This is a genomic window from Culicoidibacter larvae (genome assembly GCF_005771635.1).
Lineage (GTDB): Bacteria > Bacillota_I > Bacilli_A > Culicoidibacterales > Culicoidibacteraceae > Culicoidibacter > Culicoidibacter larvae.
The window spans coordinates 1-14,663 of sequence record NZ_VBWP01000018.1; the positions used below are offsets into that span (position 1 = coordinate 1).

Here is a 14,663-nt window from a genome sequence, read left to right on the forward strand (position 1 = left end):
GTTCCGGAAATATATTGGTATATATATCCCGGCTCCGAGATTTCCCACCGATCCATTTTAAAGTTGAATCAATCATTACTACCACCACCTTGCACAGCATCAGCATGATCACTTCGTTCAAGATATATGAGTATTAAATTACATATATGTACAAAGACCCACATTGCACCAATCGGCAGCACAAAAATTACTAATCGTTCCACAATCATCACTCCTTCCAATTCTTACACTTCAAAGTTTGTTAAAATGATTGCTAAATTATCCGTAAACCCGTAGTAACAATCTGTACTTTATCTAGATAGAAATCATGAATAGCATTCTTTAAGATGATTGAACATCCAACCAGTATAACAATTACAATCAAGTAAATGATAAAAATAAAAAGTGTGACTTTAATTTGCTCAAATAATTCATTCCGTTTATTCTTCATCCTATCCATCCTCTCCTTTATCTAGCAATTTGCTAACTGTTGATACGTTTGCTCGATATACCGCAGCTGCAACAAAACATCTTTTTCATGCTTCAGCCGATTAAGCAGCTGCTTCTGTAAAGCTCGTATAGTCTGGTAACTGGATCCTTGTTTGATTCTCTCCTGGATCCGGTAATTTAAATGCTGCACCGCTTGCGAAAATAATTTACGTTCAATATACTGCTGCTCATTTCTAATACCTTTGTACCTTTTTTGAGCAATATTGTTTTTCTTAAAGAGTACATACAATTCCATCTTAAAGCGAATAAATAAAGCTTTTACTATTTTTTTGACTTGAGTTATGTGTGATCGCTCATGCAATGATTTATCAATCGGTGTGTATGGATCCTCAATCGGTACACGCTTACCTTCATTGTCTAACTTATAAGCATCTTTTTTGTACTTTAACTCAAATCCTTCCTTGGCTACGCGGCTAATATGCCCGCGCTCATTCATATATAGGTCGCTACGATGCTTTTGAAAGCCTGTTATGGTATGCCGCTCACTAAAAACAATCGTCAAATGCAAATTATTTTCAAAATCACCTAAATACCAACTAGCGGCAGCTGATGCTCCAACTAATTCCTGAGTAATAGTAGTACATAGATATTCTATATCTTCACGATCACGCCAGGCATTCGGTAATTCAATCAAATAATATCTACCTTGGTTCTTTGTTTCTTTCTTCTGTTCAAAGGCTATTAATCTTTTCCACAATGTTTTTTGTTCATGCATTGCAATTGCAAACTTTCGGAGCCTGCTCATCTTAGAACGTACATTTCCAATACTGCCGGTCCGGACAAAAACAGATCGTTTCATTATTTTTCACTCCTTGTTGTCAATTTTTTGCGCGTATCGCAATAACACCTTTCGGTGTCAAGTGCCTTGCTTGCAGCAAGGACTTGCCTACTCTTTGCAAATAAAAAAAATAAGCAAGTCCTTAAACGCTGGTAACACACGTCAACGAATAAATATGCCACTTACTCGCTGACGTGCGTTACCAGGGCACGTATCTCGGGAACTCCCTACTGTTGCTATACCATTGCTCCCATGCCCTGCAATGTTACTATATAGCATCGATACGCCTTGCGACCGTTGCTGAACCGGTGTGCCTTTATTCTCGCCGGTTCTAGTCCATGGATCCGTCCACTGATTTTGGCACGCAGTTCAGCCTCTGTTTCTTGTTTATGCCGTTTGAGCGCCCTGGCGCCCTTTTCTTGAGTTGATTGCGGTCAAGATGATACAACACCGCCAAGAAAGGAATTCATATTCCTATAAAGTGTTGAATGCGCAGCAGTACGTGCTACTAGGAGAATAGTTATTCAACACTTTATAGAAACAGCAAGCCCTAAAAGGCTTGCGCTCCTAAATAAAAATATTTACGATTACTCCAGTTCTTCTCTTAATTCATTTGCACAAGAGCTACATAAATGAAGTTCTGTTCCATTTCCTATTTCAATTTTAATAGATGCAACAGACAAACAGTTGTCACATTCTAGTTCTTCATCTCTAATTCCAGTTCTATTCATGGTTCTTTGCCACCTCCCAATCTCAATTTTTCAATACTAATATAGATATTACAAGCCTCACAAGGCTTGCGTTCCTGATTATTATAGTAAGTCGCCATCAATTAATAGTAACTCTAGGTTTGAATCAAACTTCGGGAAATTCTCATGATTTTCATCATAGCCATTCTTGCGCCACTGCTCAGCTGATCGCTCAACTTCAGTAATAGCATCACTTTCTGATATCTCGCGAACGTCTAACTCATTATCGGTTATTTCACAAACATATTTCTCATAGAGCGCAATTGCCTCCATTTGATTAATTGCGATAATTAATGCGTAATACGGTTCCTTAAATAAGTAGTATTTTTTCATTACATATACCCTCCTAGTATTTTATTTACTTAATTACAAATTTACATTTTTAAAACAAATGTCTAGCATTTCAACTGTTATGTCAATCTCATATCCTGATTCTATTTGTTTCAAACGCACTAAATCATCATCTTCATTAATGCGAATTAGTTTATAATTTACGCCCTTCATTCCATGAAAAGCAATTCCATCGCAATGGATATTGTTATCAGCATAGCGCGCATAAAACGATATTATTGATTCAAACACCGATATACCTCCTCATTATTTTTGGGTTTTATCCCTGCAGCATGTATCAGATACTTTTTTTATGAAAACAAATGAATTTGAGATGAATATTAATATTACAAAAGGGGGGAAGAATTCGTAAATTTATCAAACCAATAATAGAACAAGGAATAAAAAAATCAGCCCAATTGAGCTGATTGTAATTCTGATACACACTGCAGGAATAGCAAGTTACCTTGCACGCCCTGCTGCAGCAATCACTGCCGCAAATTATATGATCGGCCAAAGAGCCGTTAGGTTTCATTGAATCCTCTACTTAATCCCTTCTCCAGTAAGTAGTCTGGGTCATACACCAAAGGATGTATGCTGCGTCTGTTCATTGTAAATGACACACATTCGGTGAGTTCTGAGCGCTCACATGCTTGCCCGCGTTAGTCGCCTTTCTTTCAAGACAACCGCTCTGTCTATTATACAGAGCTTTGGTATTTGTTTTTGACAAAGAGCCCGCCTCCGTTCGGCATGAACAAGTGTAACTCAGCATATCATCACGACAATCCTTGCCACTCGGTCTCTTTTTTGGTCAATACCATCATTTGTGCTTTTCACGGAACAAGGAGCCTCAATTCCCATGCACTTGCTTATTACTTTACTCAACAGAAATGTAATGGTATATCTTGTAAATAACAAAATAATTCCATTTAAAGACTGTTTCATTTGTCACACCTTCTGTTTTCTAGTATAATAACTATGTCATTACTAGTGTTAATGGCGTCAAATATTGCAGCCTTGTGCTGTGGCGTTTGAGGGCAATATAGATCAACTTTTGCGAGACGATTCTATATTGCTCTTTGCATTGCCACTGAGTTATTTCTAACTCACACTTAAATTGGAATTGGTGGTTATTACCACCTAACAGTAACTCAATGTTTCCACTGGGTTCCTCTTAGGAATTAATAACCATTCTACATCTTACATTTCTTTTGGCTCAAAATTTCGCCAACTATTGGACAACTCTCCGTCATACAATTAAATAAACAGGGCTTTCTTCTTTTCACCTACCTACGATTACCAGAAGAAAGCCCTGTTTATTTATCGTAGGTAGTGTTTATGATTTAATTATAATACTTTATATAGAATTGTCAAACGGTATTTTTCTTTATATAGAATTTAAATACTATTATTTCTTTTTAAATCTTATACTGGTAGTAGGTGATATGATGAATACATTTTCTAGAAGATTTGAAATGCTATGCAAGAAACACAATATTAAACCAACATCGCTGAGTTTTTCTGATGAAATAGGAATAAATAAATCAACAATTAATAATTACTCAACCGGTACCTCTCCTACTGCAGAAAATATTGTAAAGATTTCTAAGTATTTCAATGTTAGTTCTGATTATTTATTAGGGCTTACCAATTTGCCTGATAGAATAGATAATTTTGTTTCTTCAAACATGGAACTGGATATTACTAATCTAACAGAAAACCAACTAGCAGAAGTTCAAAATTATATTAACTACTTAAAAAATAACAATTCTGATAAGTAACTTATATTTCTATTATAATAAATAAATCTATTCAAGGTAAATACGCAAATTCGCACCTCGAAAACCCTTGATTTATATAGCTTTTTTACTATCAGGTGCAAATTCGCACCTTTTTTGACTCATATGGGCTCTTTATTATATGATATAATTGTGATGAGAGGAGGAATAGAAATGTTATCAATTTTTAGCATCCTTGTACCTTATATTTGGTATTGGGAATAATCATTTAAACAATAAAAACGATCAGCTAATCTAAGCTGATCGTTTTTATTGTAAATATTGATTTATTATCAATATCTTTTACATGTATGTGAGAAATATTTGAATTTTGAATATTTCTCATTATTTCATCGTATTCTTGTTCAATATTCATTAAACTAGCAACAATTAATGCTTGCCTTAACCATGATATACCATTAAATTCTCTACCTAAGTTCCATAGTGCGATCCCAATTAATCCCATTAGTGTGATTGACATCAAATAGTTATCAGTATCTTTTATATATTCAAATGAAGTTATACAATGGTCGTAAAGTTCTTGCCATTCATTTCTCAAGAAATAATAGTAAGCAATTGCATTGTTTATTAAAAATAACCCTCTGTCTTTATTTGTTTTTGGATTCGATCGCATTTTGTTCCTCATGCTAATAGCAATTTTTAAATACTTTTTATCAAGCTGAGAAACTTTAAGAAGAACATTCACATGTGCAGCTTCCCGATAAGTAACGTACTTCGTACTTTCACGATACGTTTTACTTAATGAATCTAATAAAATTTTTATAGCATTCTCAAGTTTTCCAAATGTGCCTTCCCCAACTGCTTTATAGTGTAACAAAGCTTGTAAATCAATAGTTGGCATATTAACTTCTAGATACTCAACATCAATTTCTTGATAACGTTTTTCCATTTCTGACATATCACCATTTAATAATGCCTGCTGGATTCTATCCTTTAATTCATAATAATATAACAATTCTCTTGGACGAGACCGACTCAATAATTCATCAACTGTTACACCCATCCGGCTACAAAATGAAGCAATAAGAATGATAGATGGTGCTTTAGTAATTCCAGCTTCAATTCTTCCATAAGCAGATTTATCACATATTCCACTATAAACATCCTCAGCGCTCAAACCTTTATCTTTTCTAATACTGCTTAATCCACTTCCAATATCAAAATTCTCATACTCCTTATTACTATTCACGTTTTCCACACTCCCTAGTTTAAAAATAATTATATTATATAAAGCTATCTTTTGTAAATATAGTACTTAATTCACAAAAATCATAATATTTTGTCTAACTAAATTAAATTGTATAATCCATTTAAACCAAACCTAACAGCAGCAATCCTCTCTTTGATCAGAGTAGCTTTTTGCTGTTTATAATAAACTTGCTGCAATACCACACGTGCAGCTTTTTTTATTTCTTTTGAATAATTAGCCAGTTCTAGATACACCTGATAAAATTCAGCAACTAATGCCGCATGATCTTTTAACATAGCATATATTTTTTTGTTCCCTACACCGCTATAACGAATTTTCTTAATATGATACTGGCGCCGCAATGAATAATCACGCATGCTTTGCTCTTCAAAAAAATGCTTAATAATACGCTTAACTTGATACTTATGCGCTGGATGATCATAGCTTTTATCCTTTGCGGTAAATTGTGCAGAAGCTTCAATTTTATTACCATCAGAATCCAACTTATAAGTTCCTTTTTCATAGCGTAAAGAATAGCCTGGCTTCGCTACCCTAGAAACCCGGCCGGCGGCATTAAAATAAAAATCACTACTATATTTTACATACTCAGAAGCCTTACTACGCAAGGAAAACAAGATTACAAGATGTAAGTTATGATCATCACCGGCAACAGCATCACGAATAAACCAGCTCACCACAGCCAAACCAGGACAAATACGAGCAACTAGGCTTTTACATAAAGCTGAAAGGTCCTGCCGGTCCAACCAGCTATTAGGTAACTCGACTAAATATTCCTTTGCTACGTTATTACTTTTAACACTTTTCCGGACCTGATTATATTCAAACTCCTGAAGGTTTTTCCAAGCTGCTAAATTACTGCCATAAGACCCTAAGCAAGTTGCTGTCAAAAAGTTATATCGTTCAAGTACTTCATTATGTTTGGATTCTCTTAAAAAGATAAGTCGTTTCATTATAGCATTCTCCTCATTGTTTACCTAACACCAGCAAGCAATAACACAATATACCCTTTCGGGATAACGTGCCTTGCTTGCGCTCGTTACTCTCCTCTATTACTTACTTAAAAATAATAAGGAGAGCAACGTTGGCGATACCAGTCATTCAACGAACTATTTAGCTCATTAACTCACTGGTGTCGCCACCGCTCATGCTTTCGGGAACTCCCTAGACATAACTAACTCCCCGCAATACACCCTTGGATCTGCGTTAGTTATAAGCATGCTCTCGATCTTTATGTACAGTTGTGCCTTAGTATTCTCTCCTGTACGATCTGTATTATCCGCAACGGTTGAATCTGCGCCGGCTCAACTCTGGGCCATAAGCTAGTTTACGCAGTGCTGCAACGGCAGCTTGTAGAAACGGTGGCTTCAGTCGGTTTGTTTAAGCAAAACCTTTGTAAAATCTCTAGCAATGTCTTATCGAATAGAAAAAAGCCCTAAATCTTGCGATTTTAGCGCTTTTAGTGTATTTATCTATTGCAATGCATAGTTAAAAATGCTATACTATCAGTAATTCGGGAAAAGAATTAGAGATAGTATAACTACTAAAAGCAAAAGTACTTGTTGTCGCAAGTGCTTTTTTTCTATTCAATTTATTTAAAGAATAGCATACTCTTACACTTATAGCAAGTACTTTTTTTAATAGTATTTTTAGAATTGAAACCTAGATTTTAATCTTATATTTTTATTTTAAAATACAGTTTTAGACTTGCATTTTATATTTCTATTTTACATTTTAATTTCAAAATTGTATTTTATATTTGAATTTTAGAATATTGTTTTAAAACTTATATTTAGATTTGCATTCTAGATTCTAAATATAAAATTGAGTTTTAAAACTTATTTTTAGATTTTTATTTGACTTTAAAACTTTACTATAATATAATGAATTTAGATTTGAAATTTAAAATCTATTTTTATGAGGAGGTTTACCATGAGTGATATGAAAATTATATCAATAGGTACATTAAAAGGCGGAGTAGGTAAGACGGGGATTCTGTTTCATTTAGCCGGTATATTGGCTGAAGAAGGAAAGCGTGTTTTATGTATTGATGTTGACCCACAAGCAAACTTAACTACTAATTTTGGGGTTGATATTAGCGGAACTTATAATTCAACAATGAACATTTTTTCTGATATAAAGAGACCAGATTTAATTGTAAATAGAGGTCCAATTGATGAATTACCTACACTAGATTTATTGCCATCTTCTATATTTTTAACGAGCACGGAATTACAGTTAGTTAGTATGGCCGGTAGAGAAAATAAAATGATGAATTATATTGCAGATAATATTAATTGGTTTTCAAAATATGACTATATATTAATTGATACAAACCCATCAATGAGTATAATTAATCAAAACGCATTTAAAGTTGCAGATGATATTCTACTAATTGGTGAAGCATCACAAAATAGCTATAATGGTGCAGAACTTTTTATTTCAATGTGGGGAGAGATTGCTAAAGACCTAAACATTGATAATAACATTGGTGGATTTATTATCAACAAAGCAGAAAGAAACGTAAATGCAACAAAAGAATTTATTGAATTTGTTAAGTCAGATGATTCTAGCATTAAAGAACTTGTCGCTGAGACAATTATTCCTAAAAATATAAAGGTTACTGAAGCAGCAGAATTAGAAAATGTTCCGATCAATATTTATGATAAAAATGCAACAAGCTATAAAGCATTGTTTAAACTTGTTAATGAATTAAAAGCAAAAGATATATTCTAGGAGGGATAGAGAATGAGCAATAAAGAGAAGACTAAAGGGAAAAATAGATTTGCAGATAAAATCAATAAGGAAAATCAACTCCAACCGGTTACTTTAGTTGGAAAGCAAAATGAAATTGAAAAAGAAATAACTGAAGTTATTCCTCCAGCGCAGGATGACCAGGATGACATCGAAATTTTAGTAGATATTGATGTAGACGACTTAAAACAGACACTAATCAAAGAGAAGAAAGAGTCAAACCGATCTTCGCAGTCGTATTACATGCATAATGACATTCATAATGCAGCCAAAAGAATGGCAGCAAATATGAGTAGAGGTAAACGAACTATATCTACTGGAAAGCTGGTTGAAACAATTTTAGCAAAAGTATTTGAAATAGACATTAAAGATTAAGTAAAAGCGTCCACATTGGACGTTTTTATTCGTTTTAAGCGTTGTTTGTACTATGTCAGCAATAATTCCGCACACAACAATAAAACAGCGCTATAAACGTCTTAAAATGGCTTATTTAAATTTCTTAATATCGGCAAGCACCAAATAGAGCAAAAGGCAGTATCATAGTACTGTCTTTTTTTGTTCACTAATTCATTATGAATATCTAAAAAACGATTTATTTTTAAATATTTCATCAAGCAATGTTATAAAAAATATGAATGAAGAATGAACATACTAATCAATTCTAAAACATTTGATATTATCTTGATTTTTGGAAGTCAATAATATATAATTGTGAAAAATATATATAAAAACTGAAGGGAGGTGAAGAAGATGGAAAAGAAAAAATCACAAAAACCAAAAGAAAAGAACCTTAAACCAGCAATTATTGGATTAGTTCAGCCGAAAGAAGGCGAACGTACAATTTTGATGGGAACATGTCATTGTTAAGGTTTGGAGAGGGCTCTTTGCAGCCCTCTTTACTAATATTTGGAGTGATTATAGTGAGGAACTTTTTTTATAATTTTGATTGGATACTAATAAGTGAAAATGATTGTTACTTTTTAGTAGATAGAAAAAGCAACAAAAGAATTGAAATAAATCAGGCATTGTTCTCAATTCTTGAAAGAACTAGCACGGATCCAATTACAAAAAATATAGTCAGTGAAATTGGCGAAGACACTTTTGAAGTACTTCGAGAAAATAAAATATTTAGCTACCAAAAGCCAAAATTTCATTCTGATATTGTAAAAATTCAACAAACAACACCATTCTTAAAACGAGTTTTTGTTGAAATAACTAACTCATGTAATGAATTTTGTTCACATTGTTACAATGTATCTTCAAATTTTAAACATAAGTTTATTAGTAAAAGTGATATGTTTGAAATTATTAATCAGGCACATGAATTAGGTGCATACGAATTCCAAATCACAGGAGGAGAGCCAATGTTATACAAAGGCTTTGGAGATATTCTCGACTATCTGTGGGTAAAAGGATTTATTATAACTATAAATACAAATTTAACACTGCTAACAGAGGAAATACTTGAGAAAATCGTTTCCTATAACATAAATATAAATTTTAGCTTGGATTATTCAAATCCAAAAAAGCATGATGAATTTAGAGGGTTGCAAGGTGCTTTTATAAAAACAATCAATAACTTTAAACAGCTTAAAACTAATCATGTGAATACGAGAGTTAATGTAATGCTTGATAACAAAAGCGATAGTGAAATAGTCGATTTAATAGACTATATCAAGTATGATTTGGAATCACGCTATGTTACTGATTATATGATTCCCATTGGTCGAGGAGAAGGCAGTGAATCTCAATTTTTTAACTCTAGGTCACAAAAAATTTATGCATTTACAAATGCAATAAAGTCAGATAGTTGTGCGTCGTGTCAATTAGACAAACGCACACTTGAAGAGTATGAGTACAGTAATATTACTTTTCCAGATTGTGGAATAGGAAAAAGTTTTTTATTTATTAATACTAATGGTTCGTACGCATTGTGTCCTTCATTAGCCTATACTGACGAATTAGATATTAACATGAATATTTATGACTCTTCAATGAAAAGTGCTTGGGAAACACTGGTTCAAAAATTCCGTAGTTCATTGAAATGCAAACATGAACATTCATGTGATTATAGTGCTATCTGTAATGGAGGATGTCGTTCGCGTGCGTATCATAGCCTTGGAAGCATTAACGATATAGATCCACTAGTTTGCGGAGTATATCAATCAAAGTATTACATTGAAGGGATAGATAAGGATGTTTCAACCAAATGAGAGTGCAATGCTGAATATAACAAGTTCTTTCTACTTAAGCTTAAGTGAAGAAGATAAATTTGAATTATTAAAAACAGTTGACGAAATTGGAGTTTCTTCAACTGCACTTTGGATTGATAGTAATGAAGTAAATACATTTTTCAATGTTAACTTTATTACCCAGGATAAATTTCAAGACATAGATCATCAAATAAGGGAAACTCATACATTTATTATCATCACTGATGAATTAAATGTAATTCAAAAATTAACTCATGATTCTTTCCTGTTATATCTTGATTTAGATAACGATAAACTAGATTGGATTGAAGAATTATCAGTGTTGAAAGAAAAAATAATTATAGTTCGATTTAAAAAATTCGAAATCAATGAAGCAAATCTGTACAAATATAATAACTTGTGTACAAAATTAAACGAACTTGAACATGTTTTTTTAAGCAAGGAGAACTGGAGAACTGCAACAATTAAGCAGCATCCATGTAATATCTATGCTTGTTCAGGAAAATATTGCCACTCTAAGAAAAGCAAGATACCAAGAGATCTTTATATTGATCAGTATGGTAATTTGTTTCCTTCAGGAATTAACGAACAAAACTTTATGTTTGGAAACATTAAGGAAAAAAAGTTGACAGAATTATTAGAAGAAACAAATAACTTCACATCTGTTTGTAGCAATATATTTAGAGATATTGTTATTGATTATCCGTATGATTATTTTCCAATTGATTCGTTTGTTTTTAGAGAGGGTGAATCCAATGAAGTGGTTGAGACCAACAATTTCAATTACCAATAATTGCAACTTAGCTTGTAAATATTGTTATTTAGAAGCTTCTCCATCCAAAAAAAACACACTAAAACTTCAAGAAATTAAGGAAATCATTGACTTAGCTGCCCTACAAGGTGCTGAGGATATTAAATGGACTGGTGGTGAAATATTTACTTGTTCTATTTTACCGGAAGTTATTGACTATGCATACAATCTAGGAATTAAATCGACCTTATTGACAAATGGAACTATTCTAGATAATGATCTAATCAAGCAAAAAAGAGAAATGATTTCTAGAGTATCAATCAGTATTGATGGTCCGAAAGAAATAACAGATACTAATCGTGGTATCGGAACATTTCAAAAGGTACTGAAATCCATTGATGTAGTTAGTGAACAAAATATTCCAATTACATTAATGGCAACACTTGATCGACGAGCTTTACCTAACTTGAGTTTTTTTGAGGAACTAAGTAATACTTATAATATTGACATTATCAAACTAGGCGCAGTGTTAAGAAAAGGACGAGCAGATGATTGGGAGTATGCTTTAAATAATGCTGAGGCGGAATTATTGCTAAAAGAAATGAAAAGAATGTACGTACGTTCACACTATAAACAAAAATATGGGACAAACTTACTGACAAGCGACTCATTTAAGCTCTATTATAGAAAAATACTAGAAATACTATTTGAAACTTTGTGGGTCGATTGGAATGGATTTGTATCTATATTTCCTCCGTCGGCAACATATGACACCAACAAAGATAAAAGTCTTTGTCATTATACTGAATTTAACTCGTTTGATTTTAACGAGTATTTTAAGTTTATCGAAACTAAGCTATTCTCATTTAAAGAGACAAACACTCAGGTAATGGAACTCTACGAAGTGATTGAAGAGTTAGTATAGGAGGTAGAGAAAATGAAAATACAAACTAGTAAATTAGGTTTAGTAAACAATAAATTTGTAATGGATAATATTAATTTAACGTTTAAATCTGGACAGTTCAACTTAATAATTGGAAAGAATGGTTCAGGAAAAACACAATTACTAAACGCATTAGCCGGTATAAACACTAATATCACTGGTGAAATTTCTTTTGTAACAGATAATGATAATAAATCTACAAAAAGAAAAGATGTAGCTAAAAAATATAATTATATCTCTGCACATGTGCGAAATCTCTTTAACGAATTAACTGGATTTGAAAATTGTATGTTTTTCGCACATCTTTACGGTATAAATAAGAATGAGGCAAGTGAAAAGATTTATAAGTTAGCTGAGTATTTTACGTTAACTGAAGATCTAAATAAAAAAGTAGGTGAGTATTCGAATGGAATGATGCAGAGACTTCATTTCATTCGAGCATTTTTAAATGAACCAGAAATAATTTTTTTAGATGAGCCTACAACTGGATTAGATATACATCAAATTTTGAAATTATACAAATTTTTACAACATCAAAAAAATACACACAATGTTAATATCATTTGCATTGCACATGATTTAGAAATGGTTGAGCAGTTTGCTGATAGTATCTGTCTTATAGAGCAGGGTGAAGTAATCTGGCAAAAAGACATAAAAGCAGTGCATGATGACTATAATACAAATTGTTTCTACGTAGACCTTGAGCAAGCTCATATGTCCAAAGTAATGGAGCTACTCGATGAACAAAAAATTAAATGGTATTCTGAAACTCCAGAGGATGGAATATTGGTTCGATTGATACTAGACTCAAAACTTGATTTCACAGACAATCTTATCTTGCAAATGGGCGAAAAAGAAAGAACTCTAAAAGATATTCTTCTTTTTAGAGAGTAGGTGCTGTCATTATGATTAAAGCAATTAATTTTTTATTATATAAAAAAATCTATACAGATAAGAACTTTTATATACAAATCTTCATACGGCTACCCTTTGCACTCGTATTTCCAATTATTTTCTTAATGAATTTTGTCCAAGCATATGAAAACAATGTGCTTATTACATTAATTCTTTGGTCGTTAGTCTCTGCGGCAGTATTTGAAAGTTTCTTTATGGTTAAGTATGAGATTGATTCTCAGAGTGATTACTTAATTAAGTTAACTGGTATAAACTATTATATATTTCATATTTTATTAAATTTATTTATTTTTCTATTCCTATTCGCTATATATTTGTTATTCTTTTTGGCTCTAGCAATATTTAATTTTATTAACATATTTGCAATCCTTAACTTGGCCGGAATTATTGCGATCTTATTGTTGCTAATTAGTGTTGTTGTTGTCACACAACTCATTAATTGTTTGCAAATATTTATGAAGGATAAGATGGTCTTTAACATATTTAATTTATTCATGGATATTCTTTTAATTCTTACCGGAGTAATGTTCCCCATTACACTTTTCGGAGATTTGGGGCTAGTTTGCTTTCTCATACCTTTTACTTATCCATTTCAAATCATAATCGATTCTTCACTTCTAGGGTTTAACCTGGAATTTTTGAGTTGGATTATATCAATTATAGGCTGTTGTTTGTTGTCGGCAACAATATATAAAAGGGGGTTGAAGCGATGAAAACAATACTTACAGTCTCTAAACTACGATTTAAACTTCTTAGTATTAATTGGATAGATACGTTATCCATCCAGATTCGTGCATTAATTACAGTGTTACCATATCTTCTCTTTGTGTGGTATTTTTCGCAAAACAATACAAATAACATCAATTTTATTGTAACATCATTTCTATTAACCCTGTTCTTAGGAAATAATATTATTATGGTTAGTATGTATCTCCAAGAAGAGAAACGTACAGGACGCTATATCTATTATAAACTATTATCATTAAACATCTTCAACTCTATCATAGGTAGTATGATTAGCTGGATTGTCGTTTCTTTTTTTGGAATACTAATTTCATATTCAATTGTATCCATAATTTTACAATCATCATTTGAAATTTCATCACTAGTATTAGCATTTGTTGCTTTACTTATTACTACGATATTGAGTGTTTTGATTGGTATTATCATTAGCTATTTTGTTGTTAAGAAGAACAATATCAGAATTGTTTTTTATAGTTTTTCGATTTTATTATTCTTTAGCGGTAATTTATACCCTATTACTGTATTTCCGCTCCCTTTACGTGTAGTTGCTTTACTTAATCCAGTTTATTATGGCTTGGATTTGGTACGATATTATTTGTCAGCAAACTACGAACAAATAGTATCAGTTTCTGTGGAGTGGTTGATATTAATTGTTAGCACTTTGATTATTGCGATAATATCGACATTACTGATAAAAAAGAAATTTGCTAATTTATTTAGTTGAACTATCACTATATATATTTTTTGCTTCAGCAATAATTCCGCACACAACAATAGAACAGCGCTAGAAACGGCTAAAAATGGCTTATTTATATATCTTAATATCAAAAAGTACCAAAAAGATGAAAAGACAGTATCATAATGCTGTCTTTTTTTGTTCACTGATTCATTAAAGACTGCAGTCTGACCAAATATGGTCAGCCCCACGAAACTTGGACAAATTTCACAATATCGAAAGGAAGAAAATTTATGTCCCAAAACAAGTATACAA

Annotated in this window: 16 protein-coding genes; 8 read left to right on the forward strand and 8 right to left on the reverse strand. The window is 32.3% G+C overall.

Features of this window, described 5'->3' with window-relative positions:
- Nucleotides 1-68: 68 nt before the first annotated feature.
- The 6 genes from FEZ08_RS12610 to FEZ08_RS11825 all read right to left on the reverse strand — a co-directional run bounded on the left by FEZ08_RS12610 (nt 69) and on the right by FEZ08_RS11825 (nt 2,598).
- Nucleotides 69-203 (reverse strand): hypothetical protein, encoded by a 135-nt coding sequence (locus FEZ08_RS12610; protein ID WP_277871052.1) that lies wholly within the window; start codon nt 201-203, stop codon nt 69-71.
- Between the two features lie 50 nt (nt 204-253).
- Entirely contained in the window at nt 254-430 is a 177-nt protein-coding gene (locus FEZ08_RS12270) for a hypothetical protein (RefSeq protein WP_171015072.1), read from the reverse strand.
- A 21-nt stretch (nt 431-451) separates the two neighbouring features.
- Nucleotides 452-1,288: a hypothetical protein gene (locus FEZ08_RS11815; protein WP_138192668.1), complete on the reverse strand. Its 837-nt coding sequence runs from the start codon at nt 1,286-1,288 to the stop codon at nt 452-454.
- 566 nt (nt 1,289-1,854) lie between these two features.
- Nucleotides 1,855-1,998 carry a hypothetical protein gene (locus tag FEZ08_RS12275; protein ID WP_171015073.1) on the reverse strand — a complete coding sequence of 48 codons (144 nt, stop codon included), beginning with the start codon at nt 1,996-1,998 and terminating at the stop codon, nt 1,855-1,857.
- Nucleotides 1,999-2,079: 81 nt separating this feature from the next.
- Nucleotides 2,080-2,349 carry a hypothetical protein gene (locus FEZ08_RS11820; protein ID WP_138192670.1) on the reverse strand — a complete coding sequence of 90 codons (270 nt, stop codon included), beginning with the start codon at nt 2,347-2,349 and terminating at the stop codon, nt 2,080-2,082.
- Between the two features lie 33 nt (nt 2,350-2,382).
- Nucleotides 2,383-2,598, reverse strand: coding sequence for a hypothetical protein (locus FEZ08_RS11825; RefSeq protein ID WP_138192672.1), 216 nt, complete (start codon nt 2,596-2,598; stop codon nt 2,383-2,385).
- Between the two features lie 1,193 nt (nt 2,599-3,791).
- On the opposite strand from FEZ08_RS11825, the gene FEZ08_RS11830 reads away from it, so the two are divergent.
- On the forward strand, nt 3,792-4,127 hold the full coding sequence (locus FEZ08_RS11830) for a helix-turn-helix domain-containing protein (RefSeq protein WP_138192674.1): 336 nt from the start codon (nt 3,792-3,794) through the stop codon (nt 4,125-4,127).
- A 247-nt stretch (nt 4,128-4,374) separates the two neighbouring features.
- Here FEZ08_RS11830 and FEZ08_RS11835 read toward each other — a convergent pair whose 3' ends face one another.
- Complete coding sequence (locus tag FEZ08_RS11835) at nt 4,375-5,334, reverse strand: helix-turn-helix domain-containing protein (protein ID WP_138192676.1); 960 nt, start codon at nt 5,332-5,334, stop codon at nt 4,375-4,377.
- Between the two features lie 98 nt (nt 5,335-5,432).
- On the reverse strand, nt 5,433-6,305 hold the full coding sequence (locus FEZ08_RS11840) for a hypothetical protein (RefSeq protein ID WP_138192678.1): 873 nt from the start codon (nt 6,303-6,305) through the stop codon (nt 5,433-5,435).
- A 979-nt stretch (nt 6,306-7,284) separates the two neighbouring features.
- On the opposite strand from FEZ08_RS11840, the gene FEZ08_RS11845 reads away from it, so the two are divergent.
- From FEZ08_RS11845 to FEZ08_RS11875, 7 genes are all read left to right on the forward strand, one after another.
- Nucleotides 7,285-8,088 (forward strand): ParA family protein, encoded by an 804-nt coding sequence (locus FEZ08_RS11845; RefSeq protein ID WP_171015074.1) that lies wholly within the window; start codon nt 7,285-7,287, stop codon nt 8,086-8,088.
- A gap of 12 nt (nt 8,089-8,100) precedes the next feature.
- Nucleotides 8,101-8,481, forward strand: a complete 381-nt coding sequence (locus tag FEZ08_RS11850) for a hypothetical protein (protein WP_138192682.1) — start codon at nt 8,101-8,103, stop codon at nt 8,479-8,481.
- A gap of 545 nt (nt 8,482-9,026) precedes the next feature.
- Nucleotides 9,027-10,319, forward strand: a complete 1,293-nt coding sequence (locus tag FEZ08_RS11855; RefSeq protein WP_171015075.1) for a radical SAM/SPASM domain-containing protein — start codon at nt 9,027-9,029, stop codon at nt 10,317-10,319.
- Nucleotides 10,303-11,112, forward strand: coding sequence for a hypothetical protein (locus FEZ08_RS11860; protein ID WP_138192686.1), 810 nt, complete (start codon nt 10,303-10,305; stop codon nt 11,110-11,112). The genes FEZ08_RS11855 and FEZ08_RS11860 overlap by 17 nt, the downstream gene beginning before the upstream one ends.
- Nucleotides 11,075-11,995 (forward strand): radical SAM protein, encoded by a 921-nt coding sequence (locus FEZ08_RS11865; RefSeq protein ID WP_171015076.1) that lies wholly within the window; start codon nt 11,075-11,077, stop codon nt 11,993-11,995. Before FEZ08_RS11860 ends, FEZ08_RS11865 begins: the two co-directional genes overlap by 38 nt.
- A 12-nt stretch (nt 11,996-12,007) precedes the next feature.
- Entirely contained in the window at nt 12,008-12,907 is a 900-nt protein-coding gene (locus tag FEZ08_RS11870) for an ATP-binding cassette domain-containing protein (protein ID WP_138192690.1), read from the forward strand.
- Between the two features lie 730 nt (nt 12,908-13,637).
- Entirely contained in the window at nt 13,638-14,396 is a 759-nt protein-coding gene (locus FEZ08_RS11875) for an ABC transporter permease (RefSeq protein WP_138192692.1), read from the forward strand.
- Nucleotides 14,397-14,663: the final 267 nt, after the last annotated feature.